23 protein-coding genes are annotated in these 24,490 nt (G+C 67.1%); 18 read left to right on the top strand and 5 right to left on the bottom strand.

Annotation, left to right across the window (positions count from 1 at the left end; genetic code table 11):
• Positions 1 to 18 precede the first annotated feature (18 nt).
• Positions 19 to 705 carry a TetR/AcrR family transcriptional regulator gene (locus A37E_RS0108925; protein WP_081837523.1) on the bottom strand — a complete coding sequence of 229 codons (687 nt, stop codon included), beginning with the start codon at positions 703 to 705 and terminating at the stop codon, positions 19 to 21.
• Positions 706 to 1,013: 308 nt separating this feature from the next.
• Positions 1,014 to 2,648, bottom strand: coding sequence for an AMP-binding protein (locus A37E_RS0108920; protein WP_029556281.1), 1,635 nt, complete (start codon positions 2,646 to 2,648; stop codon positions 1,014 to 1,016).
• A 169-nt stretch (positions 2,649 to 2,817) separates the two neighbouring features.
• On the opposite strand from A37E_RS0108920, the gene A37E_RS0108915 reads away from it, so the two are divergent.
• The 18 genes from A37E_RS0108915 (at position 2,818) to A37E_RS0108830 (ending at position 21,952) form a co-directional block, all read left to right on the top strand.
• A complete protein-coding gene (locus tag A37E_RS0108915) occupies positions 2,818 to 3,666 on the top strand; it encodes an ABC transporter ATP-binding protein (RefSeq protein ID WP_245279297.1) in 849 nt (282 codons plus the stop codon).
• Between the two features lie 22 nt (positions 3,667 to 3,688).
• Complete coding sequence (locus A37E_RS0108910) at positions 3,689 to 5,638, top strand: long-chain fatty acid--CoA ligase (RefSeq protein WP_029556280.1); 1,950 nt, start codon at positions 3,689 to 3,691, stop codon at positions 5,636 to 5,638.
• Positions 5,638 to 6,531 (top strand): branched-chain amino acid ABC transporter permease, encoded by an 894-nt coding sequence (locus A37E_RS0108905; protein ID WP_024276586.1) that lies wholly within the window; start codon positions 5,638 to 5,640, stop codon positions 6,529 to 6,531. The genes A37E_RS0108910 and A37E_RS0108905 overlap by 1 nt, the downstream gene beginning before the upstream one ends.
• A gap of 4 nt (positions 6,532 to 6,535) precedes the next feature.
• Positions 6,536 to 7,606 (top strand): branched-chain amino acid ABC transporter permease, encoded by a 1,071-nt coding sequence (locus tag A37E_RS0108900; protein ID WP_029556279.1) that lies wholly within the window; start codon positions 6,536 to 6,538, stop codon positions 7,604 to 7,606.
• A gap of 77 nt (positions 7,607 to 7,683) precedes the next feature.
• A complete protein-coding gene (locus A37E_RS0108895; RefSeq protein WP_029556278.1) occupies positions 7,684 to 8,964 on the top strand; it encodes an ABC transporter substrate-binding protein in 1,281 nt (426 codons plus the stop codon).
• Between the two features lie 142 nt (positions 8,965 to 9,106).
• Positions 9,107 to 9,943 (top strand): ABC transporter ATP-binding protein, encoded by an 837-nt coding sequence (locus A37E_RS0108890; protein ID WP_245279296.1) that lies wholly within the window; start codon positions 9,107 to 9,109, stop codon positions 9,941 to 9,943.
• A gap of 180 nt (positions 9,944 to 10,123) precedes the next feature.
• On the top strand, positions 10,124 to 11,368 hold the full coding sequence (locus tag A37E_RS0108885; RefSeq protein ID WP_029556276.1) for an AMP-binding protein: 1,245 nt from the start codon (positions 10,124 to 10,126) through the stop codon (positions 11,366 to 11,368).
• A gap of 159 nt (positions 11,369 to 11,527) precedes the next feature.
• A complete protein-coding gene (locus A37E_RS0108880) occupies positions 11,528 to 12,553 on the top strand; it encodes an ABC transporter substrate-binding protein (RefSeq protein ID WP_029556275.1) in 1,026 nt (341 codons plus the stop codon).
• Positions 12,550 to 13,311, top strand: a complete 762-nt coding sequence (locus A37E_RS0108875) for an ABC transporter permease subunit (RefSeq protein WP_029556274.1) — start codon at positions 12,550 to 12,552, stop codon at positions 13,309 to 13,311. Before A37E_RS0108880 ends, A37E_RS0108875 begins: the two co-directional genes overlap by 4 nt.
• The gene (locus A37E_RS0108870) at positions 13,280 to 14,020 is read left to right on the top strand and encodes an ABC transporter ATP-binding protein (protein WP_029556273.1); all 741 of its coding nucleotides are present in this window, start codon (positions 13,280 to 13,282) and stop codon (positions 14,018 to 14,020) included. Before A37E_RS0108875 ends, A37E_RS0108870 begins: the two co-directional genes overlap by 32 nt.
• Position 14,021: 1 nt before the next feature.
• Positions 14,022 to 14,996, top strand: coding sequence for a quinoprotein relay system zinc metallohydrolase 2 (locus A37E_RS0108865; RefSeq protein WP_245279295.1), 975 nt, complete (start codon positions 14,022 to 14,024; stop codon positions 14,994 to 14,996).
• Positions 14,997 to 15,348: 352 nt separating this feature from the next.
• Complete coding sequence (gene xoxF5, locus A37E_RS0108860; protein WP_029556271.1) at positions 15,349 to 17,154, top strand: lanthanide-dependent methanol dehydrogenase XoxF5; 1,806 nt, start codon at positions 15,349 to 15,351, stop codon at positions 17,152 to 17,154.
• Between the two features lie 368 nt (positions 17,155 to 17,522).
• Complete coding sequence (locus A37E_RS0108855; RefSeq protein ID WP_051460704.1) at positions 17,523 to 17,948, top strand: c-type cytochrome, methanol metabolism-related; 426 nt, start codon at positions 17,523 to 17,525, stop codon at positions 17,946 to 17,948.
• Positions 17,920 to 18,813 carry a substrate-binding domain-containing protein gene (locus A37E_RS0108850; protein WP_051678893.1) on the top strand — a complete coding sequence of 298 codons (894 nt, stop codon included), beginning with the start codon at positions 17,920 to 17,922 and terminating at the stop codon, positions 18,811 to 18,813. The genes A37E_RS0108855 and A37E_RS0108850 overlap by 29 nt, the downstream gene beginning before the upstream one ends.
• 74 nt (positions 18,814 to 18,887) lie before the next feature.
• Positions 18,888 to 19,424 carry a PQQ-dependent catabolism-associated CXXCW motif protein gene (locus A37E_RS0108845; RefSeq protein ID WP_029556268.1) on the top strand — a complete coding sequence of 179 codons (537 nt, stop codon included), beginning with the start codon at positions 18,888 to 18,890 and terminating at the stop codon, positions 19,422 to 19,424.
• A gap of 86 nt (positions 19,425 to 19,510) precedes the next feature.
• A complete protein-coding gene (locus tag A37E_RS0108840; RefSeq protein ID WP_051678892.1) occupies positions 19,511 to 20,359 on the top strand; it encodes a quinoprotein dehydrogenase-associated SoxYZ-like carrier in 849 nt (282 codons plus the stop codon).
• A 100-nt stretch (positions 20,360 to 20,459) separates the two neighbouring features.
• Positions 20,460 to 21,164: a molecular chaperone DjiA gene (locus A37E_RS0108835; RefSeq protein ID WP_029556266.1), complete on the top strand. Its 705-nt coding sequence runs from the start codon at positions 20,460 to 20,462 to the stop codon at positions 21,162 to 21,164.
• Positions 21,164 to 21,952, top strand: coding sequence for an N-acetylmuramoyl-L-alanine amidase (locus tag A37E_RS0108830; protein WP_029556265.1), 789 nt, complete (start codon positions 21,164 to 21,166; stop codon positions 21,950 to 21,952). The genes A37E_RS0108835 and A37E_RS0108830 overlap by 1 nt, the downstream gene beginning before the upstream one ends.
• A gap of 63 nt (positions 21,953 to 22,015) precedes the next feature.
• Here A37E_RS0108830 and A37E_RS0108825 read toward each other — a convergent pair whose 3' ends face one another.
• From A37E_RS0108825 to A37E_RS0108815, 3 genes are all read right to left on the bottom strand, one after another.
• Positions 22,016 to 23,002, bottom strand: coding sequence for a KpsF/GutQ family sugar-phosphate isomerase (locus A37E_RS0108825; protein ID WP_029556264.1), 987 nt, complete (start codon positions 23,000 to 23,002; stop codon positions 22,016 to 22,018).
• Between the two features lie 145 nt (positions 23,003 to 23,147).
• Complete coding sequence (locus A37E_RS0108820) at positions 23,148 to 23,762, bottom strand: chloramphenicol acetyltransferase (protein ID WP_029556263.1); 615 nt, start codon at positions 23,760 to 23,762, stop codon at positions 23,148 to 23,150.
• A complete protein-coding gene (locus A37E_RS0108815) occupies positions 23,759 to 24,466 on the bottom strand; it encodes a DUF1045 domain-containing protein (RefSeq protein ID WP_029556262.1) in 708 nt (235 codons plus the stop codon). Before A37E_RS0108815 ends, A37E_RS0108820 begins: the two co-directional genes overlap by 4 nt.
• Positions 24,467 to 24,490: the final 24 nt, after the last annotated feature.

Here is a 24,490-nt window from a genome sequence, read left to right as displayed (position 1 = left end):
GGACGGCGCGCCGTCCCATCACGTCCGCGCGGCCTTGGGGAGAGAGGCGGGCCGGCGCGCGGGCTTCTCGCGCTCCGGCAGCTCGGCCGGGGCTGCGAGGGGCTGAAGCGGCGCCCCTCCGGTGACGCCGCCGATGACGAGCGCGGTGTAGGTGTCCACGATCTCGTCCTGGCTCAATCGGCCGCCGGGCAGGTACCACATGCAGATGCCGGTGAGCATGGAGATGATGGCGTAGGTGGCGACCTTGGGCTCGCGCACCTCGAACACGCCCTGCGCCGCACCTTGGCGCAGGATCCCCTCCAGCAGCCCCTCATAGCGACGGCGCAGGCCGACCACGACGGCGCGATGCGCCTCGTCGAGGCTGCGAATCTCCATATTGGCGATGAAGACGTGGGCGAGCCGCGTCATGTGGTAGCGCAGGTGGAAGGCGCAGAAGACCCTGAGACGCGCCAGCGGGTCTTCGATGCCGGCGAGGTCCGCTTCCGCCTTGCCGAGCAGATCCTCCATGTGGTCGCGCACGATGTCGAACAGCAGGGTTTGCTTGTTGTCGAAATATTTGTAGAGCGAGCCGGACTGCAGGCCCACCTCGGCCGCCAGCTGCCGCAGGCTCATGGCCTCGTAGCCATGCTTGTAGATGAGCTTGACGCCCGCCTGCCGGATGGCTTCGGCGGTGCGTGCGCCGTTGGAACCGATGGTGCGCGCCATTGCCTTTTAACGTTCGATGTCCCGGCCCTTCAAAGGCCCGGCCCGGGTGTCTTCATTGCGCGAGCGGACTGCGCGAACGCGCGATCCGGCTGCGATCCGCGTGGCAGAGTGCGAGCCCAGCCCCCGCGATGCAAGATCATCTTGCGACACGAAATGCCGCTTGACCACAATAAAAAAGAACGCTTGATTGTTTAACCAACCCGGCGAAACGACCGGGCCGAGAAATCGGACAAGGCACCCGGTCCGCCGCACAGCGCGGGGTGCCGGATAGGGAGATGACGACATGGCCACCCTGCGGGCGTGACCTCTCAATCCTTGTGCATCGAAATGGCGTGGGATGCTTCTCCGGCGTAGTGGACGCAGCCGTCTGCATCCACGTGGCCGGTATCCCCGGTGATGTAATAGTCGCGGCCGAACCGAAATCTGGCCTCAGTCGCCGTTTCATCCTGGCTGTAGGCGCGAAACCAGAAGAGCGGCGAGCGCGGAACGTGGATCGCCAGTATTCCCTCCGCGCCCACGCCCAGCTCGGAGCCCGTGTCGTCGAGGACGACGAGGGAAAATCCGGGCGCGACCCGGCCGACGGACACACGATCGAGGGAGCGGGGATCATGCGGGTCATGCTTCATGCCGACGATCATGCCCGCTTCGCGGTGGCCGTACTGGTTCACCAGCGGCACGCCGAGCTTCTGCGTGACCCAGGAGATGATGTCCTGGGGCAGGGGCTCGCCGCCCACGGTGACGATGCGCAGCGCGAGGCGATGCGATGCCGCGACAGGATCGCCGCGGCGCCAGGCCCTGATCTGTGATGGGGCGGCGGTGAGGTTGGTGACGCGGAACTTCGACAGGACACGGTAGCCCTGTGAGACGTCGTAGGGCCCGTCACAGAACAGGATGGACTTGCCGATCAGGAGCGGGCCGACGAGACCGTAGAAAACGCCGTACTCCCAACCCTGGTCGGTCATGTTCCAGAATACGTCCTCGTCACGGACGTCGAGCCCGTGGCGCATGTATTGCTCGATTTCGGCCAGGGCGCGGACGGGGGTCAGGATGCCGTATCTCGGTTCCACCACCTTGGCCGAATAGGTCATGATGAACGGGTCGTTTTCGCCATAGGTGGCGGCTTCGGCCAGCGGCTCCGCCTCGTAGATCGACGACCAGAACTGCGTGAGGCGCCCTTCTATGCGGTTGATATGGTCTCCCTCCACGAGAAAGACGGGAGTGGATGGCGTGATGTACTTGCGGGCGCGCTCGACCAGCACGCGATCTGCGACGATCGCCTTCGCGCCGCCCGCCTCCAGGCGGGCGTTCACCGCCGATGCGGAATAGGTGGAAAAGAGCGGCATGTAGACCGCGCCGACCCGCCAGATTGCGAGGGCCGCAATGATCAGTTCAACGCCCTTGGGCAGCATCACGGCGACGCGGTCGCCTTTCCTGATGCCGACGGACGTCAGGACACGGGCAAACCGCGATGAATAGTCCGACAGCCTGCCGAAGCTCAGTTCCGAGGTCTGGCCCGATACCGATTCGTGGATCATGGCCGGAAGGGCGCGCTTGCCCGGCAGGTGCCGGTCGCAGAGCAGGTGGGCGAGAGATATGGCGTTTCCGCAATATTCCGGCCGTTGGTACAGGCTCGGATGGGGCGCGGGATCAGGCTGCGGCGCGTCCGACGCGGCCGGAGGTTTCCCGGCCCGATTGCTCATCTCCAGGAAGAATTCGCCGAAGGTGTAGAACCGGCTCGCCGCGTCATAGGCCAGCAAGCCCTCGTGAACGAGAGCCGCGGCAAGACGATGGGCGGTGGCCTTGGAAAGCCCGGTGCCCTCGACGAGTTCCGCGAGGCGCGCGCCATGGGACGGCGCGCCGGCCACGGCCCGCAGGACCGAAATGGCCCGGGACAAGCTTTGGGCGCCCTTGGGGCCCGAGTCCGGATCGGAAGACGCAAGCATGTCTTATTATGTGAGACGAATTCAATTCGACCGCAATATTTTTCGCGATCGCCTTAAGTCTCGCTTGAAAGATTCAAACGGTCGCTCGATAATGAAATCAATCAGCGTCTCATAATATGAGATAGCGGCTCATAGAAGCCAACCCGCGATGCGGGATAGGGAGGGGACCATGTCGCTACCTGCCGCTTCGGCCGGAGCTGCCACGGGCGTGTCTGCCCTGCTTGATGTGCAGAACATCTCGCTCCGCTTCGGAGGCCTCAAGGCGCTGTCCGATGTGAGCTTCCATGTGCGCCCCGGCGAGCTGTTCTCCATCATCGGCCCCAACGGCGCCGGCAAGACATCCATGCTGAACTGCATCTCCGGCCGCTACACGCCGAGCGACGGACGCGTGGTGTTCGACGGCGCCGACGTGACCAAGCTGAAGCCCAATCGCCGCGCCGAGATCGGCATCGGCCGCACCTTCCAGAACCTCGCGCTGTTCAGCCACATGAGCGTGCTCGACAACATCATGGTCGGCCGTCATCACCTCCTGAAGAACAACTTCTTCACCGGCGCGCTCTACTGGATCGGCGGCGCGCAGAAGGAAGAGCTGGAGCATCGCCGCAAGGTGGAGGAGGTCATCGACTTCCTCGATATCCAGCATGTGCGCAAGGCCACCGCCGGCACCCTCTCCTACGGGCTGCGCAAGCGCGTGGAACTCGCTCGCGCGGTGGCGCTGGAGCCCAAGCTCATTCTCCTCGACGAGCCCATGGCGGGCATGAACCTCGAGGAGAAGGAGGACATGGCCCGCTACATCGTCGATCTCAACGAGGAATGGGGCATGACGATCATCATGATCGAGCATGACATGGGCGTGGTGATGGACATCTCCCACCGGGTGATGGTGCTCGATTTCGGCCGCAAGCTGGTGGAGGGCGAGCCCGCCGCCGTTCTGGCTGATCCGCACGTTCGCAAGGCCTACCTCGGCGAGGAGGATCTTGAGATCGAAGAGGCGGCGCCCGCCGCCGTGTCCGCATGATGCGGCAAGGCTGAGGCGCACCATGGCTCCCATTCCCGCCTATCCCGACGTCACGGTCCACGACACCCTGCCGAAGCTGCTGCGGCTGAACGCGAAAGCCCACGTCGGCGAGACGTGGCTGCGCGAGAAGGACCTCGGCATCTGGATTTCCTACACCTGGGGCGAGGTCGCGACCCGCGTGCGCGACATGACCCTCGGGCTCACCACGCTCGGCGTTTCCCGCGGTGACGTGATCGGCCTCATCGGCGACAACCGGCCGGAATGGCTGATGGGCGAGATCGCCGCCCATGCCATCGGCGGCATGAGCCTGGGCATCTATCGCGATGCGCTGGGCGACGAGGTGGCCTATCTCGTCACCTATGCAGATGTTGCGGTGGTCTTCGCCGAGGACGAGGAGCAGGTCGACAAGCTGCTCTCGCTCGACGAGAAGATCCCCACCGTCCGGCACATCGTCTATTCCGACCCGCGCGGCATCCGCAAATATGACGATCCCCGCCTCATCTCGCTGAAGGAGCTGGAGAAGCGCGGCGCCGAGGTGGCCGCGCGCGATGCCGGCGCCTACGACCGCCTCGTGGATGCCGGCAAGGGCGAGGATGTGGCCATCCTCTGCACCACCTCGGGCACCACCTCCCACCCCAAGCTCGCCATGCTCACCGGCGGCGCGCTTTTGAGGCATTGCCGGGCCTATCTGGACATGGACCCGCGCCTGCCCACCGATGAATACGTCAGTGTTCTGCAGATGCCGTGGATCATGGAGCAGATCTACGCCTTCGGTCAGGCGCTCATCTCCCGCATGAAGGTGAACTTCGTGGAGGAGCAGGAGACGCTGATGGCCGACATGCGGGAGATCGGCCCCTCCTTCGTGCTGTTCGCCCCCCGCGTGTGGGAGCAGATCGCCGCCGACGTGCGCTCGCGCATGATGGATTCCTCCGCCCTGAAGCGCGGCATGTTCGACCTCGGCATGAAGCTCGGCCTCAAGGCGCTGGACGAGGGGCGGCGCTCGCCGCTCGCCGACTTCATCCTGTTCCGCGCGCTCAGGGACCGCCTCGGCTTCTCGCACCTGAAATCCGCTGCCACCGGCGGCGCGGCATTGGGGCCGGACACCTTCCGCTTCTTCCTCGCGCTGGGCGTGCCCATGCGCCAGCTCTACGGCCAGACCGAGCTGCTCGGCGCCTACACGCTGCACAAGGAAAAGGACGTGGACTTCGACACGGTGGGGGTGCCGTTCGAGGGCGTCGAGATCCGCATCGATGATCCCGATCCGAACGGCCTCGGCGAGGTGGTCACGCGGCACGCCAATATGTTCACTGGCTACTTCCGCAACGACGAGGAAACGAAAAAGTCCTTCGCCGAGGAAGGCTGGATGCGCACGGGCGATGCCGGCTTCTTCAACGGCAAGGGCCATCTCGTCGTCATCGACCGCATCCGCGACATGGCGAAGACCTCGCACAATGATCGCTTCTCGCCGCAATATATCGAGAACAAGCTGAAGTTCTCGCCCTACGTGGCCGAGGCGGTCGTGCTGGGCGACGGGCGCGACAGTCTCGCGGCGCTCATCTGCATCCGCTTCTCCATCGTCTCCAAGTGGGCGGAGAAGAACCGCATCTCGTTCACCACCTATACGGACCTTTCGGCGCGGCCCGAAGTCATCGCGCTTCTGAAGAAGGAAGTGGAGGGGGTGAACCGGACGCTCGCCGAGAAGCAGCGCATCGGCCGTTTCCTCCTGCTCTACAAGGAGCTGGACGCCGACGACGGCGAGCTGACCCGCACCCGCAAGGTGCGCCGCGGCGTCATCAACGAGCGCTACGGCACCATCATCGATGCCATGTACGAGGGGCAGAAGGTGATCGACGTGGACACCACCATCACCTTCCAGGACGGCACCCGCCAGCGCATCAAGACCAAGCTAGACGTCATCGACCTCGGCGCCCCGCCGCCGGTGAAGGATGACGGAAAAAGGAGGGCGGCGTGATGCAATCCCAGCTCCTGCTTCAGCTCATCATCAACGGGCTCATCATCGGCACGCTCTATGGCGTGGTCGGCATGTGCTTCGTGCTCATCTACAAGGCCTCGCAGGTCGTGAACTTCGCCCAGGGCGAGTTCCTCCTCATCGGCGCCTGGACCTGCTGGTGGCTGCTGACCGCCTGGAACATCCCCTTCTTCTGGGGCTTCCTCATCGCCGTCTGCTTCATGATGGTGTTCGGCATCGCCGTGCAAATGATCGTGCTGCGCCCGCTTATCGGCGAGCCGATCATCTCCGTCATCATGGTGACGATCGGCCTCTCCATCTTCTTCCAGGCGCTGATGAAGTGGATGTTCGGCACCTTCGCGCAGCCGTTCCCGCCCATCTTCCCGGTGGCACAGGTGAACATCCTGGGGCTGCAGGTGCAGACGGCCTATCTCATGTCCACGGGCGTCAGTCTCGCGATCATGGCGGGCTTCGCCTGGTTCTTTAAGTACTCGCGGCTCGGCCTCGCCATGCGGGCCACCGCCTTCTCCCAGCAGGTGGCACAGTCCCTCGGCATCTCGGTGCGCCAGGTGTTCGCGCTCTCCTGGGGCATCTCGGCGGCGGTCTCGGCGGTGGCGGGCGTTGTGGTGGGCATCGTCAACGGCGTGTCGTCGGCCCTCTCCTACTTCGGCATCAAGGTGTTTCCGGCGGTGATCCTCGGCGGCCTCGACAGCGTGTTCGGCGCGGTGGTGGGCGGTCTCATCGTCGGCCTCCTGGAAAACCTCGGCCAATACGTGGACAGCCAGTATCTGAAGTGGGGCAACCTCTACGAGATCATCCCCTTCTACGCCCTGATCATCATCCTGATGATCAAGCCCTACGGGCTGTTCGGCACCCGCGACATCGAGAGGGTCTGAGGTCATGGCGCTCACCTCGCTCCGGCCGTGCGGCGACTATCGCACCAGCTACAAGGCCGACCAGACCATCTTCCAGACGCGGCTGACGCTGATCTTCGTCATCCTCGCCATCGTGGCCCTGTGCTGCACGCCGCTGTTCGCCTCGCGCTACGTGCTGAGCCTGATGATCCAGATCGGCTATCTCGGCATCGCCGCGCAGGGGCTGAACATCCTGGTCGGATTTTCCGGTCAGATCTCCATCGGCCACGCGGTGTTCTTCGGCTTCGGCGGCTTCGCTTCCGCTTATCTGGCCAACAAGGGCGTGCCAGTGCTCTTCGCCATCGTGCTGGCGGGGCTGTGGACCACGGTGGTGGGCCTCATCTTCGGCCTGCCGGCGGCGCGGGTGAAGGGGCTCTACCTCGCCATCGCGACGCTCGCCGCCCAGTTCATCCTGCAGGACTTCTTCGTGCGCGCCGAATGGTTCACCGGCGGCACCCACGGCGCCATCGCCGCGCCCTTCACCCTGTTCGGCTACGACATGTCGGGCGATGCGCGTTATTTCTACGTGGTGCTGTTCTTCGTGGTCATCGGCTACATCGGCGCCACCAATCTCATGCGCAGCCGCGACGGGCGGGCGCTGATCGCCGTGCGAGACCATTATCTCTCCGCCGAGATGATGGGCGTGAACCTCACCAAGTATCGCACCATGGCGTTCGGCATCTCGTCCTTCTACGCCGGCATCGGCGGGGCGCTCTATGCGCACTATGTGGGCTTCATGTCGGTGGAGGGGCTCGACATCCTCTTCTCCATCCAGTTCCTCGGCATGATCATCATCGGCGGGCTCGGCTCCATCATGGGCTCGCTGATGGGCACCGTGTTCATGGTGCTGCTGCCCGAGGCCACCGGCTGGCTGGCATCCGCGCTGCAGGGCTCGGCCATCGACCAGGCGCTGCACCTCAAAGACGGCATCACCTACATGCGCGAGATGCTGATCGGCCTCACCATCATCCTCTTCCTCATCTTCGAGCCGGACGGCCTTGCCCACCGTTGGCGCCTTATCAAGGCCTACTGGAAGCTCTATCCCTTCTCCTATTGATGCGTTCAGGTCCCGACGAAACCCGAGCCGAGGCGGCGCAGACCGCCCGGCGCAAGAGGAAACCCAAGGAGCCACAGATGAAGCGACTGACCCTTTCCCTCGTCTCTGCGCTGGCGATCGCCGCAGCGACGCCCGCGCTCGCGCAGTCGATCAACATCGGCCATCTCGCCGATTATTCCGGCGGCACCTCGGACGTGGGCCAGCCCTACGGTCAGGGCATCCAGGACACCATCGCCTGGATCAATGCCAATGGCGGCGTCAACGGCAAGAAGATCAATTCCGACTTCAACGAATACGGCTACCAGGTGCCCCGCGCGCTGGCCGCCTTCAAGAAGTGGGTGGGCACCGACAAGGTGGTCGCCATCCAGGGCTGGGGCACCGCCGATACCGAAGCCCTCGTGGGCATGGTGACGAAGGAGGAGATCCCCTATTACTCGGGCTCCTACTCCGCCTCCCTCACCGATCCCGTGGGCAAGGTGAACGCCAAGAGCGAGCGCGCCGCGCCGTTCAACTTCTTCTACGGCCCGTCCTATTCGGACGCCGCCCGCGCCATGGTGCAGTGGGCCGCCGACGACTGGAAGAAGAAGGGCAAGCCCGGCAAGCCCAAGTGGGTGCACATGGGTGCGAACCACCCCTATCCGAACTCGCCCAAGGAAGCAGCGGCGGAATATGCCAAGTCGCTCGGCTTCGAGGTGCTCGATCCCATCACCTTCGCCCTCACGCCGGGTGACTACACGCCCCAGTGCCTGACGCTGAAGCAGTCTGGCGCCAACTACGCGTATCTCGGCAACACCGCCGGCTCCAACATCTCGGTGCTGAAGGCGTGCAAGACCGCCGGCGTGGACGTGCAGTTCCTCGGCAACGTGTGGGGCATGGACGAGAACGCCATGAAGGCCGCCGGCGAGGCCGCCAACGGCGTCGTCTTCCCGGTGCGCACCGCCGTGACCTGGAACGGCTCGGCGCCCGGCCTTGCCACCGCCAAGGAGATTTCCAAGATGTCGGATGCCTCGGGCGCGGCCTATCGCCCGGTGCACTATCTCGCGGCCATCTGCACCGCCCTCTACATGAAGGAAGCCATGGAGTGGGCGGACAAGAACGGCGGCGTGACCGGCGTGAAGATCCGCGACGGCATGTACCAGAAGAAGGACTGGGTGCCGAAGGGCATGGACGGCGTGTGCAATCCCTCCACCTGGACCGCCACCGACCACCGCCCCACCACCCGCGTGGACCTCTACCGCTCCGTGGTGACGGGCCCCACCGACGCCTCCGTGGCTGACCTCGTGAAGGCCGGCACCATCAAGCTCGAAAAGGTCGCCACCATCGACCTGCCGCGCAAGACGGAACTGCAGGGCTGGTGAGGCTTTAACAGGGCGTCATGGCCGGGCTTGTCCCGGCCATCCACGTGGGACGGCCGGGCGCATCTGGCGCGGTCGGCTCCTGCGGGACGACGTGGATGCCCGGGACAAGCCCGGGCATGACGGTGCGATGAGGATGAATGCCATGGCCGAGGCCGCACTGAAGTTCGAACCCGCCGCCGAGACCGCGCCGCCGCTCCTGTCGGTGGACAACATCGAGGTGGTCTACAACGACGTCATCCTCGTCCTGCGCGGCCTTTCCCTGAAGGTGCCGAAGGGCCAGATCGTCGCCCTGCTCGGCTCCAACGGCGCCGGCAAGTCCACCACGCTGAAGGCGATCTCCGGCCTCCTGAAGACCGAGGACGGCGAGATCACCCGTGGCGACGTCACCTTCATGGGCGAGCGCATCAACGGCATCGAGCCGGATAGGATCGTTCGCCGCGGCATCTTCCAGGTGATGGAAGGCCGCCGCATCATCGCCGACATGACCTGCCTCGAGAACCTCCGCCTCGGCGCCTTCACCCGGCGCGACAACGAGGTGAAGAGCGACATCGAGCGCGTCTACGAATACTTCCCCCGCCTGAAGGAGCGCACCGGCCTTGCCGGCTATCTCTCGGGCGGCGAGCAGCAGATGCTGGCCATTGGCCGGGCCATCATGTCCCGCCCCAAGCTCATCCTCATGGACGAGCCCTCCATGGGCCTGTCGCCGCTTCTGGTGAAGGAGGTGTTCTCCATCATCAAGAAGCTCAATCAGGACCTCGGCGTCACCATCCTGCTGGTGGAGCAGAACGCGCGCGTGGCGCTCTCCGTGGCGGACTACGGCTACATCATGGAGCAGGGCAAGATCGTGCTCGATGGCAGTGCCGAGATGCTGGCGACCAACGAGGACGTGAAGGAATTCTACCTCGGCCAGGGCGGCGGCGAGGAGCGCAAGAGCTTCAAGAACCTGAAGAGCTTCAAGCGCCGCAAGAGGTGGCTCTGAGGCATGCGGGGGTCGCCGCGACCTGAATAGCACGGCGTCATGGCCGGGCTCGTCCCGGCCATCCACGTGGAGCGGCCGGGAACACCACCAACCATTTCTCCGGCGGCCCGACGTGGATGGCCGGGACGAGCCCGGCCATGACGGCACCAAAAGGGACAGGGCGCGGGACAGGAAGACACCATGACCGATCCGAACCGCCACTACGACGCCAGCGAGACCCGCGACCCCGAAGCGCGCGAGCAGGCGCTGATGCAGGCGCTCGCCGCGCAGGTCGCCCACGCCAAGGCGAAGGCGCCCTATTTCGCCGCGCTGTTCAAGGATGTGGACCCAGCCGCCGTCACCACGCGGGCCGCGCTGGCGCAGTTGCCCGTCACCCGCAAGTCGGACCTGCTTGAGATTCAGCCGCGGAGCTACCCCTTCGGCGGGCTCAATGCGACGCCGCCCGGCAGGCTGGCCCGCATCTTCATGTCGCCCGGCCCCATCTATGACGTGGAGGGCCACGGCCCCGATTTCTGGCGCTTCGCCCGCGGCCTGTTCGCGGCCGGCTTCCGCGCCGGGGACATCGTGCACAATTCCTTCTCCTATCACCTGACCCCCGCCGGCTCGATGATCGAGAGCGGCGCCCATGCGCTGGGTTGCGCCGTGTTACCGGCCGGCGTCGGCCAGACCGACCTGCAATTGCGCGCCATCGCCGACATCCGCCCGCAGGGCTATGGCGGCACGCCCTCCTTCCTGAAGATCCTCGTGGACAAGGCGCGTGAGACCGGCACCGACATCTCCTGCCTCACCAAGGCATTGGTGTCGGGCGAGGCCTTCCTGCCGGTCCATCGGGCCGAGCTGAAGGCCGCCGGTATCACCGCCCGCCAGTGCTACGGCACGGCCGATCTGGGCCTCGTCGCCTATGAGAGCGAGGCCGAGGACGGCATGATCGTCGACGAGGGCTGCCTCGTGGAAATCCTGCGCCCCGGCACTGGCGATCCGGTGGAGGCCGTGGGCGAGGTGGGTGAGGTGGTCGTCACCCTGTTCGAGCCGGATTATCCCCTCGTGCGCTTCGCCACCGGCGACCTCTCCGCCGTGATGCCGGGCACCAGCCCCTGCGGGCGCACCAACATCCGCCTGAAAGGCTGGATGGGCCGCGCCGATCAGACCACGAAGATCCGAGGCATGTTCGTGCATCCCGTGCAGGTTCAGGCGGCGGTGAAGAAGCATCCGGCCGTGGCGAAGGCCCGTCTCGTGGTGGATCGCGCGGGCGACCAGGACGACATGGCCCTGGAGATCGAGGTCGCCGACGCCGCCGCGCTCTCGCAGGATGCGTTGCTGGAGGACATCCGCTCCGCCACCAAGCTGCGCGGCCGGCTGGTCGTGCTCTCGCCCGGCACGCTGCCCGCCGACGCCAAGACCATCGAGGACCGTCGTCCGGTGTGAGGCGGGAACTCTTCCCTCTCCGACTTTCTTAAATTCCTCTCAGAAAAGCCCTTTTGTTTCAGATCGTTATGGACACTTCTTCCCGGCGTCGCCACAGTGGCGGCGCATCGGGCGGGGTCGCGGGCGCGGCGCCGGCCGGAGGATTTCGGGAGGAAGGCCATGCTCACGCGCCGCCGCCTGCTGGCGCTCTCGGGCGCCGCGCTGTCCGGCGCTGCCGTCGCGCTTGCCGGCGGGCCACTCTCTCCCGCGCATGCCGCGCTGCCGCCCACCCGCCTCGGCATCCTGCAATTCGGCTCGGCCGCCTGGGAAATCGCGGCCATGGGCGCGCTGGGGCTCGATGCGGCCAATGGCGTGACGCTCGATGTCACCCGCTATGCCAACAATGACGCCGGCCGCGTCGCCTTCATGGCGGGGGCGGCGGATGCCATCGTCAGCGACCTGCTCTGGGCGGCGCGGGTGAAGGCGGACGGGCGCGATCTCGTCTACATCCCCTTCTCCTCCTCGGAAGGGGCGGTGATGGTGCCCAAGGGCTCCCCCATCCGTTCCGTCGCGGACCTCGCCGGCAAGAGGCTGGGGGTCGCCGGCGGCCCGCTCGACAAAAGCTGGCTCATGCTCAAGGCGACGGCGCAGGAGAAGGCTGGCCTCGATCTCCAGACCGCCGCACAGCCGGTGTTCGCCGCGCCGCCTCTGCTCGCGGCCGAGCTGGAGGCAGGCCATCTCGACGCTGCGCTGATCTACTGGACTTTCGCCGCGCGTCTGGAGCCCAAGGGCTTCCGGCAGATGCTCACCGTCGAGGAGATGGTGAAGGGCTTCGGCCTCGCTCATGAGCCGACGCTGGTAGGCTACGTGTTCGACGGCACCTTCGCCCGTGCGAACCCCGGTACGGTCGCCGCCTTCGCCGCCGCCTCCCGCGCCACCAAGACGGCGCTGGCCGATCCTGATCCCGCCCGCTCCGGGCCCGGCTGGGCGGCGGCGCGGGCGCAGATGCAGGCGGGAGACGAAGCCACCTTCGAAGCCTTGCGCCGCGGCTTCCTCGCCGGAATCCCCCGGCTGTCGCTTGCCGAGGAGCAGACGCTTGCCGCGCAGCTTTATGCCGTTCTGGTGAAGCTCGGCGGAACGAAGCTGGTGGGCAGCGCCACGCGCCTGCCGGCGGACCTCTATTTCCAGGCGCCGGCGGCGCGATGAAGCTGCTTTCTTCGGGCACCGCGGCGCGGGCGGCCTCGCTCGTCCTGCTGCTGCTGGCATGGGAGACCACGGCCACCCTGGCGCACAGCCGGTCCCTTCCGGCGCCCCATGCGGTGTTCGCCTTCATCGCGCGGGAGGCGACCGGGGGCGATCTTGTTTCCAACATCGCCATCACGCTGGCGCGGGTCGTGGTCTCCTTTGTGGTGGCCATGGCGCTGGGCTGCGCCATCGGCGTCGCCCTCGGCCGCTCGCGCAGGCTCGATACGGCTTTCGATACCTGGGTGATCGTGCTGCTCAACACGCCCGCCCTCGTCATCACCGTGCTCTGCTACATCTGGCTCGGCCTCACCGAGGCGGCGGCGGTGCTCGCCGTGGCGCTCAACAAGATTCCGACCGTGGCGGTGCTGATGCGCGAGGGCACCCGCGCGCTCTCCCCCGAGCTCGACGAGATGGCGAATGCCTTCCGCCTGTCGCCCATGGACCGGCTGCGCCACGTGCTGATCCCGCAGTTGCAGCCGCATCTCGCGGGGGCGGCGCGCTCCGGCCTCGCGCTGGTGTGGAAGATCGTGCTCGTGGTGGAGTTGCTGGGGCGCCCCAACGGCGTCGGCTACGCCATCTCGGTCTATTTCCAGCTGTTCGACGTGACCGCCGTGCTCGGCTATTCGCTGGCCTTCATGGCGGTCATGCTGGCCATCGAATACGGCGTGCTGCAGCCCTATGAAGCCCATGTCCGACGCTGGCGCCTCTCCGCTCATTGAGGCGGTCATCCGCGCCAAGACCTACCGGCGGCCCGACGGGACCGGGATGGAGGCCGTGTGCGGCATCACGCTCGCCCTTCGCAGGGGCGAATTCGTCTGCCTCATCGGCCCCTCGGGCTGCGGCAAGACGACGACGCTGCGCATCCTCGCCGGGCTCGACCGCGCCTTCGAGGGCGAGGTGAAGCCCGATCCCGCGACCCTTTCCATCGGCGTCGCCTTCCAGGAACCGCGTCTTCTGCCGTGGCGCACGGTGGAGGAGAACATCCGCCTCGTGCTGCCGAAGGCGCGCCGGGCCATGGACCTCGCTCCGCTGATCGCGCGCTTCGGCCTCTCGGCCCATGCGGCGCGCTATCCCGGCGAGCTGTCGCTGGGCCTCGCCCGGCGGGTGTCGCTGGCGCGCGCTATGGCGCTGGAGCCGGACCTTCTGGTGCTCGACGAGCCCTTCGTCTCCCTCGATGCCCAGGCCGCCGCAGAGCTGCGCCGCTACGTGGCGCTGGCGGCGGACGGCGGGACCAGCGTGCTCATGGTGACGCACAATGTGCGCGAGGCGCTGGAGCTGGCCGACCGCGTGGTTATGCTGGCGCCACGGCCCACCCACGTCGTCGAGGAGGTGTGTCTCGCCTTGCCGCGAGCCATGCGCGATGGTCCATGGATCGAGGCTGAGCGGGCGGCGCTGGCTGCGCGCTTTCCTCTGCTGCGGGAGGGGTGAGATGGAGCGTTCCGGAGCCCATGGCTGCAAGCCCCAGATGGTGCCGCGCGTGGCCGCAGGCGTGGCGCTCGCGGCGCTGCTGGTGGGCGCGATTCCGGCTGCAGCGCAAGCGCAGCCGGAGCCGTTCGCGGTGAGCGAGATCGCCCCCGGCGTCTTCGTCCATCAGGCGCCCTATGCCCTTGCATTGCCGAAGAATCTCGGCTTCGTCGGCAATGCCGGCTTCGTCGTCGGCAAGGATGCCGTGGCGGTGATCGACACCGGCGGCAGCAAGGCGGCGGGGGAGGCGCTGAAGGCGGCCATCCGGGCTCGGACGACGCTGCCGATCCGCTATGTCATCAACACCCACATGCACCCCGATCATGTGCTCGGCGATGCTGCGTTCGTGGGGCCGGGCGTGACCTTCATCGGCCATCACAACCTGCCGGAGGCGCTCTCCGCCCGCGCCTCTTCCTACCTTTCCGCCACCGAGCGCCTCATCGGGCCGGAGGCGGCGGAGGGGACGCAGGTGATTCTGCCCGACGAGACCGTGGACAAGGTGCGCAGCATCGATCTCGGGGAGCGTCCGCTGCGTCTCGAGGCGTGGCCGACCGCCCATACCGCCACCGACCTCACGGTATTCGACGAAAAGACAAGCACCTGGTTCCTCGGCGATCTTCTCTTCCTGGGGCATGTCCCCGCCCTCGACGGCAAGGCCCTGGGCTGGATCGCCCTCCTGGAGGAGATGAAGCGCCGGCCTGCGGCCCGCGTGGTGCCGGGCCACGGTCCCGCCTCCGCCCCCTGGCCGGACGCTGCGGCGCCCACCGAGCGCTATCTCAAACGCCTCGTCGCCGACGTGCGTGCCACGGTCAAGGCCGGCGGCACCATGGCCGAGGCGGCCCGCGCGGCTGGTCGCGAGGAGGCGCCGGACTGGAAGCTGTTCGACGACTTCAACGCCCGCAACGCGACGTCGGCCTATCACGAGCTGGAATGGGAATAGGGCCGCGCAGCCGCTGCCGAACGCGAATATTGCTGCGCTGCAAAGTTACGTAGGGCAACTTCGCGCTTGCAGTATAAATCGCCTCGTCAACCGGACATTTGGCGTATTGCCTTGGGCGAAAACATTGCTTACGTTCCTCACAGCTTCGGCTTCAACAGCTCCGTGCGGGGAACGCGGGGTTGGTTCGCAGGCCTGCGGGACGCACTTGTCACCGCAAGGCTTCAGGGCATCACGCCGGTCGTGACACGCTGCCGAAGTAGATGGAGTCCCCCAAGGCGAAAACAAACGCTCAGTGCGTTTCCCGCTCCACATGCGCGTGGAGGCGGACCCGCATCCATCGGAGGAAGCCCGGATGAGACGTCTTTTGGTTTTGACCGCCACGGCGGCGGCAACCGTATTTTTCGGCGCGCCCGCCAGCGCGAATGACAGTGTTCTCAAGCTTACCCAGGACCCCAACCAGTGGGTTCTCCAGACCGGCGACTACGCCAACACCCGCCATTCCAAGCTCAAGCAGATCACGACCGACAACGTGAACAAGCTCCAGGTCTCCTGGACCTTCTCCACGGGCGTGCTGCGCGGCCATGAGGGCTCTCCGCTGGTCGTGGGCGACATCATGTATGTCCACACGCCCTTCCCGAACATCGTCTATGCCCTCGACCTCAACAACGAAGGCAAGATCATCTGGAAGTACGAGCCGAAGCAGGACCCCACCGTCATTCCGGTGATGTGCTGCGATACGGTGAATCGCGGTCTCGCCTATGCCGACGGCAAGGTGTTCCTGCATCAGGCCGACACCAAGGTCGTGGCGCTCGACGCCAAGACCGGCAAGGTGGCCTGGTCGGTGGTGAACGGCGATCCCAAGAAGGGTGAGACCAACACCGCCACCGTGATGCCGGTTAAGGACAAGGTCCTCGTGGGCATCTCCGGCGGCGAGTTCGGCGTGCAGTGCCACGTCACCGCCTACGACATCAACACCGGAAAGCAGGCGTGGCGCGCCTATTCCGTCGGCCCGGACAGCCAGATCCTGTTCGACGAGAAGACCACTGCGCTCGGCAAGCCCGTGGGCAAGGATTCGTCCCTCGCCACCTGGCAGGGCGACCAGTGGAAGACCGGCGGCGGCTGCACCTGGGGCTGGTATTCGTACGACCCGCAGCTCAACCTGATCTATTACGGCTCGGGCAACCCCTCGACCTGGAACCCGAAGCAGCGCCCGGGCGACAACAAGTGGTCCATGACCATCTTCGCCCGTGACGCCGACACCGGTGTCGCCAAGTGGGTCTATCAGATGACGCCCCACGACCAGTGGGACTATGACGGCATCAACGAGATGATCCTCGCCGACCAGCAGATCGGCGGACAGACCCGCCCGACGCTGGTGCACTTCGACCGCAACGGCTTCGGCTACACGCTGGACCGCAAGACCGGCGAGCTGCTCGTGGCCGAGAAGTTCGACCCGGCGGTGAACTGGGCTTCGAAGGTGGACATGGACAAGAACAGCCCGACCTATGGTCGTCCGCTGGTCGTGGCCAAGTATTCCACCGAGCAGAACGGCGAAGATGTGAACTCCACCGGCATCTGCCCGGCGGCGCTCGGCACCAAGGACCAGCAGCCTGCGTCCTACTCGCCTGACACCGGCCTGTTCTACGTGCCCACCAACCATGTGTGCATGGACTACGAGCCGTTCCGCGTCAGCTACACCCCCGGCCAGCCCTATGTGGGTGCCACGCTCTCCATGTTCCCGGCTCCCGGCAGCCATGGCGGCATGGGCAACTTCATCGCGTGGGACGCCAAGCAGGGCAAGATCGTGTGGTCCAACCCGGAGCAGTTCTCCGTGTGGTCCGGCGCTCTCTCCACCGCCGGCGGCGTGGTGTTCTACGGCACCCTCGAAGGCTACCTGAAGGCGGTCGACGCCAAGACGGGCAAGGAACTTTACAAGTTCAAGACCCCGTCCGGCATCATCGGCAACGTCATGACCTACACCCACAAGGGCAAGCAGTACGTGGCTGTGCTCTCGGGTGTCGGTGGCTGGGCCGGCATCGGCCTCGCGGCCGGACTGACCGACCCGAACGCCGGCCTCGGCGCGGTGGGTGGCTATGCGGCCCTCAGCAACTACACCGCCCTCGGCGGTCAGCTGACGGTCTTCGCCATCCCGCAATGATCGGGCGGCGTTAAGGCCAGGCGCATCTCGCATGCGCAGTCGGGCCGGCTTGGGGAGACCCCCGCCGGCCCGATCCTTTTCACAGCAGGCAATGCCCCGCCGGCCAGAGCCGGAACGGGTACCTGCGCCCGGCGCTCGCGCCCGCCGATGCGGGATTTTCGCGGCCCGGCCCCTTGCGAAACCGGAGACGGATGCGCCCCAGCCCCCCAGGGCCCGTCTTCGCCCTTCGTCAGTCGTTTTGGAGAGATCGTGTGGTTTCCTCGCTCACCCTGACCCGCGCCGGCGCATTCTTCCTCGCCGCCTTCTCGCTCGCCCTCGGCAGCACCGCCTCGCGCGCCGAGACCACCAAGCCGGCGGACCCCAAGCCGGTGAAGGAGGAAGGCGGCCGCTATTACGATGTCGACGGCGCGCCCACCTACAACATCAAGCCCGATGGCCAGGTGGACTGGCTGACCTATTCCGGCTACCGCCGCTACCACGCCGAGTGCCACGTCTGCCACGGCCCGGACGGCATGGGCTCCACCTACGCCCCGGCCCTCGCCGACTCGCTGAAGACGATGAACTTCGACCAGTTCAGCGAAGTGGTCGTCGGCGGCCGCCAGAACCTGAGCAACGGCAACGACCGGGTGATGCCGTCGTTTGGCCTGAACAAGAACGTGATGTGCTACCTCGACGACCTCTACGTCTATCTGCGCGCACGCTCCACCGACGCTCTGGGCCGCGTCCGCCCCGCCAAGCGGGACGACAAGTCGAAGGAGATTGCCGATGCCGAGAAGGCCTGCCTCGGCGAGTAGGGAACGGTTCGCGCCCCTGCTGGCGTCGCTCGCGACGGCAGCCCTCGCCGCCATCCTGCTGCTCAGCCCTTCGGGGGCCGGTGGGCAGCAGATTCCCGACCAGGTCTCGGCGGATGCCCTCCGGGTGTGCGCCGATCCCGCCAACATGCCCTTCTCGAATTCCGCCGGTGAGGGATTCGAGAACAAGATCGCGGCCATCGTCGCCGACGAGCTCAAGCTGCCCCTGCGCTATTATCTGATGCCGCAGGGCCCCGGTTTCGTGCGCAACTCGCTGGGCCGTCGCCTGTGCGACGTCATCATCGGCTATGTGGCCGGTGCCGACCTCGTCCTGCACACCAACCCCTATTACGAATCGGTGTTCGTGCTGGTGGTGAAGGCCGGCGGTCCGCTCGACGGCGTGACCCAGTTGTCCGATCCGAAGCTCAAGACGGCGAAGCTCGGCGTCATCGCCGCGACCCCGCCGGCCGACCACCTTCTTGAACTGGGGCTCATAGGCAATGCCCGCACCTATTCGCTCCTCGTGGACCGGCGCTATGCCTCCCCGGCCGAGGAGATGCTTGCGAGCCTCAATGCCGGCGAGATCGACGGCGGCCTGCTCTGGGGGCCCTCGGCCGGCTATTTCGCGGCGCGGTCAGCGACGCCGCTCAAGGTGATCCCGCTGGTGAAGGAGGCGCCGCGCCCGGCGCTGGCCTACCGAATCACCATGGGTGTCCGCCCCACCGACCACATCTGGAAACAGACGCTCAACACCGTGCTGCGCAAGCGCGCCGACGACATCGAGAAGGTGCTCGTCGCCTATCACGTCCCGCTTCTGGACGAGGACGGCCAGCCCATCGCGCCGCACGCCGGGACGCCGGGCCAGTGAGCCGGACGATGCAGGGAGCGGGCCGGAGCAGCCACCTTGCGATCGCTGTGCTGGGCGGGCTCTGCCTGCTGGTGATGCCGGCCCTTGCTCAGCCCGTCGCCGCACCTTCGGCGCCTTCCGCCCCGACTGCGGCTCCACCGGCAGAGCCCGAGGGCTACCGGCTGGATGCCTATCGTGCGCCGGTGCCGGCGACACTCCATGGCGCCCGCGTGCTCGATGCTGCCGCTGCGGCCGAGCTGTGGCGCAAGGGCGGAGCCGCCTTCGTGGACGTGCTGCCGCGCCCGCCCAAGCCGGCGGGCCTGCCGGCGGGAACGCTGTGGCGGGACCAGCCCCACTCCACCATTCCGGGTGCCATGTGGCTGCCCAATGTGGGTTTCGGCGCGCTCAATGCGGAGACCGAAAGCTATTTCCGCGCCGGCCTTTCCGCCGTCACCCGCGGCGATGTGAATGCGCCGCTTGTGATTTTCTGCCAGCGTGATTGCTGGATGTCGTGGAACGCCGCCAAGCGCGCCCTCGCCTATGGCTACACGGACGTATCCTGGTTTCCCACCGGCGTGGACGGCTGGGGCGAAGCCGGGCTTCCGCTGGAAGCGGCGCAGCCGCGCCCCTAGGCGGAACCCGACCCGTGCGTCGCCGGCAGACGCGGCGCGGACAATAAGGCCGACACGGCCATGACCGACTCTTGGGAGGCAATGCCATGAAGCGCTTATCCCTGCGCTGTTCCGCCGGCACCACGGGAGCCGTGCTCGCAGCTCTGATCTCCGCAATGCCGTTGGCCGGGATGCTGGCCAGCCCCGCCGCCGCCGAGTCCGCGCAGGCCGACCCTGACAGGCCGGAAGCCACATGGTCGTCCATTCGCGGCGACATCTTCCCTTCGGCCAAGATCACCGACGCCGGCAATGCGGTGCGGATCGACGCACCTGGCCGGGCGGAGGATGCTGCCCTCGTGCCCCTCACCCTCGCGCTCGAACTGCCCAAGGACGATCCGCGCACGCTGAAGGCTGTGACGCTCATCATCGACGAGAACCCGTCGCCTGTGGCCGGCAGATTCGCCTTCGGCGACGGCATCCGCACTTTCTCGCTCTCCGTACGGGTGCGGGTGAATTCCTACAGCTGGGTGCGCGCCGTGGCCGAGACCAGCGACGGTGCCCTTATCATGACGAAGGCCTATGTGAAGGCAGCGGGCGGCTGCTCCGCGCCGGCCACCAAGGACACGGCGGAGAGCATCGCCAAGCTCGGGGAAATCCGATTCCGCTCCTTCGCCGATTCCGGCCGCCCGGAGGCGCAGGTGCAGATCCGCCATCCCAATTTCTCCGGCCTGCAGATGGACGAGGCGACGCGCGGCTACACGCCGGCCTGGTTCGTGCGCGAGGTTCAGGTGAAGCAGGGCGCCAAGCTCATCTTCGCCATGGAGGGCGGCATCTCCATCAGCGAGGACCCCACCTTCCGCTTCAGCTTCACCCCCTCCGCAGCCCCCGTCTCGGTCCGCGCCGAGGACACGGAGGGCAAGATCTTCGCCCGGACCTTCCCGGGCAACGGGAGCTGAGCCGCAACGTTTCAGGAATCCCGCAGCGCAGGCCCCCTCGCTCGCCTTGCCGGCGCCGCATCCCTGCTCTAGCTCCGCCGGAGCGGATGCGGAGGATCAGGTGGCTTACGGTCTCATCGGCGGGGCAGGTGTGGGATTTGCGCTGGGGGGGCCGCTCGGCGCCCTGCTCGGGGCATTGGCGGGCCATGTGATCGACCGCGTTCTGCTCGCTCCCGCGCCCAAGCCTGCTGCCTTCTCCATCGCCCTCATTGCGCTGTCCGCCAAGATGGCCAAGGCCGACGGCGTGGTGGTGCCGGCGGAGGTGGAGGCCTTCCGCGAGGTGTTCGACATCCCGCCCGAGGATCTCGACGCGGTGGCGCGCCTCTACAATCTCGCCAAACAGGATACCGCCGGCTTCGAGGCCTACGCCCATCAGGTCGCGGACCTGTTCGCCGACGCGCCGGACACGCGGGAAGACCTCATGGACGCGCTGTTCCACGTGGCGAAGGCGGACCATGCCTTGCACGAGAAGGAGCTCGTCTTCCTCGCCGAGGTCGCCCGCATCCTCGGCTTCGAGGGGCTGGCCTATGAGCGCATCGAGGCGCGCCATGTGCGGCGCCCGGGCGATCCCTATGCCGTGCTCGATCTCGACCCCGGCGCCAGCGATGACGAGGTGAAGGCGCACTGGCGCGCGCTGGTCTCGACCCACCATCCCGACCGGCTCGCCGGCCGTGGCCTGCCACCCGCCGCCATCAAGCTCGCCAACGATCGGGTGGCGGCGCTCAATGCCGCCTATTCCACCATCGCCCGACAGAGGGGCCTGTGATGGACGCGCCCGCTTCCCCCGAACTTGTCGCCTCCGATTCGGCGCTGGTGGATACGCTTGTTCCCTCCCCGAACTTCGGCGAGCGCCGCTCAAGCATCGACATGCTGGTCCTGCACTACACTGGCATGGGCAGCGCCGATGCGGCCATCGAGCTGCTGCGGACGCCGGCGGCCGAGGTCTCCTGCCATTATGTCATCCGGGAGGACGGCAGCATCGTGCAGATGGTGGCGGAGGGCGCGCGGGCCTGGCACGCGGGGCTGTCCTCGTGGGAAGGCATCACCGATACCAATTCCCGCTCTATCGGCATCGAGATCGTCAATGGCGGCCACGATTTCGGCCTGCCGCCCTTCCCGGACGTGCAGATCGCGCGGGTGATCGCCCTGTCCCAGGACATCATTGCCCGCCACGCCATCCGCGCAGACCGGGTGCTCGCCCATTCGGACATCGCCCCGGCGCGCAAGCGCGATCCCGGCGAGCGGTTTCCGTGGCAGGCACTGCACGTGGCGGGCGTCGGCCATCTGGTCCCGGAAGCGCACATCACCGGGGGGCGGTTCTTCATGCCGGGCGATGCGGGGGAGCCGGTGGCGGCGCTGAAGGCCATGCTGGCGTGGTATGGCTACGGCATTGCTCTCGATGACGCGTATGACGCCGCGACCGCCGAGGTTGTGGCCGCCTTCCAGCGCCATTTCCGCCCCTCGCAGGTGGATGGGGTGGCGGATGCCTCGACCCTGCTCACCCTGCGCAACCTCATCGCCACCCGGCCGGACAAGGCGATCCCGGTGGCCTGAGCGAGGCGGTATATTGCTTCGCTCAATCGCCGCGCGGGCTTGAACGGGCGCGTGCCCGTTCGGTCAGGCGATGCCGGTGAGCAGCAGATCGTGGATGTGCAGCACGCCCACCGGCGCCCTGTCCTCCACCACCAGCAGCGCGGTGATCTTGCGCGCGTTCAGGATGTTCAGCGCCTCGGAGGCGAGCTGGTCCGGCCGCACCGTGCGGGGCGCCGGGGTCATGATCTCGTCCACCGTGCGGGCGGCGAGGTCGTTGGCCATGTGGCGGCGCAGGTCACCGTCGGTGACGATGCCGGCGAGCGCCCCGTCCTGAGCCACCACGCCGACGCAGCCGAGACCCTTGGCGCTCATCTCCACCAGCGCCGCGCCCATCTTGGTGCCGCTCTGCACCAGCGGCAGGGCCTCTCCCGCGCGCATCACGTCGCGCACGAATTTCAGGCTGGCGCCCAGCTTGCCGCCGGGATGGAGCTGGCGGAAATCGAGCGCGGTGAAGCCGCGGCTCTGCAACAGCGCCACCGCCAGCGCATCGCCCAGCGCCAGCTGCATGAGGGTGGAGGTGGTGGGGGCGAGCCCGTGCGGGCAAGCCTCCTGCGCCACCGGCAGGTTCAGCACCACGCTGGCCGAGGAGGCGAGGGCGCTGGTGGGATTGGACGTGAAGGCGATCAGCGGCACGTCGAAGCGGCGCGAATATTCCACGAGGTCGCGCAGTTCCACCGTCTCGCCGGACCACGACAAAGCGACGATCACGTCGTCGGTGGTGATCATGCCGAGGTCGCCGTGGCTGGCCTCGGCGGGATGGACATAGTGGGCCGGCGTGCCGGTGGAGGCGAGCGTCGCGGCGATCTTGCGCGCCACGTGCCCGCTCTTGCCCATGCCGGTGATGATGACCCGGCCATGGGAATTCTGGATGGTCGCCACCGCCACGTCGAAGGCGGCGCCGAGCGGGCCGGCCATGGCCTTGGCCAGGGCCTCGAGCCCGGCCTTTTCGGCATCGAGGGTCGCCAGCGCCGAGACCACGGACGCGGGATGGATATGGGGGACGGGCGGCATGTCGGAACCGCCGGGACCCTCGGGATCGCCGTCGGCGGGAGTCTTGTTCACCGGAGAACGCATCATCGGCGATGATTAGCACCCTTCCGCGCCGAAGGGGAGCGGTGGGGCGGCGGCGGTATCGGGTTGGCCAAAGGCGCGGCCTTCAGCCCTCGTATTTCTCGAGGAAGGCCTCGATGGGGAGGCTGCGGAAATCCGGCAAGGCGGCGCGGAGCTGCGCGTGGGTCCAGTCCCACCAGCCGAGCGCCTGAAGGCGCGCGGCGATCTCCTCGGGAAACCGCCACTTCACAAGGCGCGCCGGCACGCCGGCGACGATGGCATAAGCGGGCACGTCTTTCGACACCACCGCGCCCGCCGCCACCACGGCCCCGGTGCCGATGCTGCGGCCGGCCAGCACCACCGCGCCGTGGCCGATCCACACGTCATGGCCCATGGTGAGCTGCTGGTCGCGCCGCCACTGGAAGAAATCCGTCTCGTCTTCCTCGCCGGGGAAATAGGCGGAGGCGCGATAGAGGAAATGGGATTGGGAGGCCCGCCACGTCGGGTGGTTACCGGGATTGAGGCGGGTCATGGCGGCGATGGAGCAGAACTTGCCGATGCGCGCATAAGCGATGTCGGAATCGTTCACCACGTAGGAGTAATCGCCCATCTCCACTTCGAGCAGCTTGGTGCGCGGACCGACCTCGGTGTAGCGGCCGAGGGTGGAGGCGCGGACCTGCGCCGTGGGATCGATGAGCGGTGTCTCACCGAGCTGCTTCATTGGGTGGCTCCCAGCGGATACCGCCGCAGGAGCCGGAACTGCGGCGCCCCGGGCTCCTGCACGTAGAGCGCCGTGTCCGTGATCGTCGCCGGCACGTCCGCGCCGCTGGCGGCGAAGGCGGCGGTGAGTGCGTTCAGCGCCTGAACCCGCTCCGGCTCCGGCAGCGGACCGGTCAGCGTCATGTGGAAGCGGAACTCGTCGAGCACGTAAGGGTAGCCATAGGTTTCCAGATAGCCGAGCTGGCGGGCCGAGAGCCGGTCGGGCCTGCGCCGCGCGATCTCCGAGGCCGAGAGCGGGGCGCGCAGGCCATCCAGCTCCAGCACCGCCGAGCGCGCGAGGTCTTCGAGCTTGGGCGATGGAACCGCCGGCACCAGCGCCACGAACGGCCCGATGGCGCGGACCTCCAGCGGCGGCATCTCGAAGGCATGATGGCCGGCGGCGCAGCGGGCCATCAGTTGGACCAGATCGTCCTCAGACGCGCCGTCCGCGAGCCGGAACGGCGCCTTCAGCGTGCCGTGGAAGCCATAGCGTCGGGGCTCGGCGGTCGCCTGATGCCAGGCCGCCGCGTCGAAGCCGGCGATGTCGGGAGCAGCCAGCGCGGCGCCCGTCTCCGCGTCATAGCCGAGCGCCGCCGAGCCGAAGCGCCAGAGGGCGCCATCGGAGGGCGGGGCGAGGTAGACGGCGTAGCGCCGGGCGGCAGTCACGGGCGGTCTCCTGAAGAGTGGGTG

The sequence above is a fragment of the Xanthobacter sp. 91 genome (assembly GCF_000702385.1).
GTDB classification, from domain to species: Bacteria; Pseudomonadota; Alphaproteobacteria; order Rhizobiales; family Xanthobacteraceae; genus Xanthobacter; species Xanthobacter aminoxidans.
The sequence above is the reverse complement of the archived record's forward strand: the minus strand, read 5'-3'. Positions and strand labels throughout refer to the sequence as shown.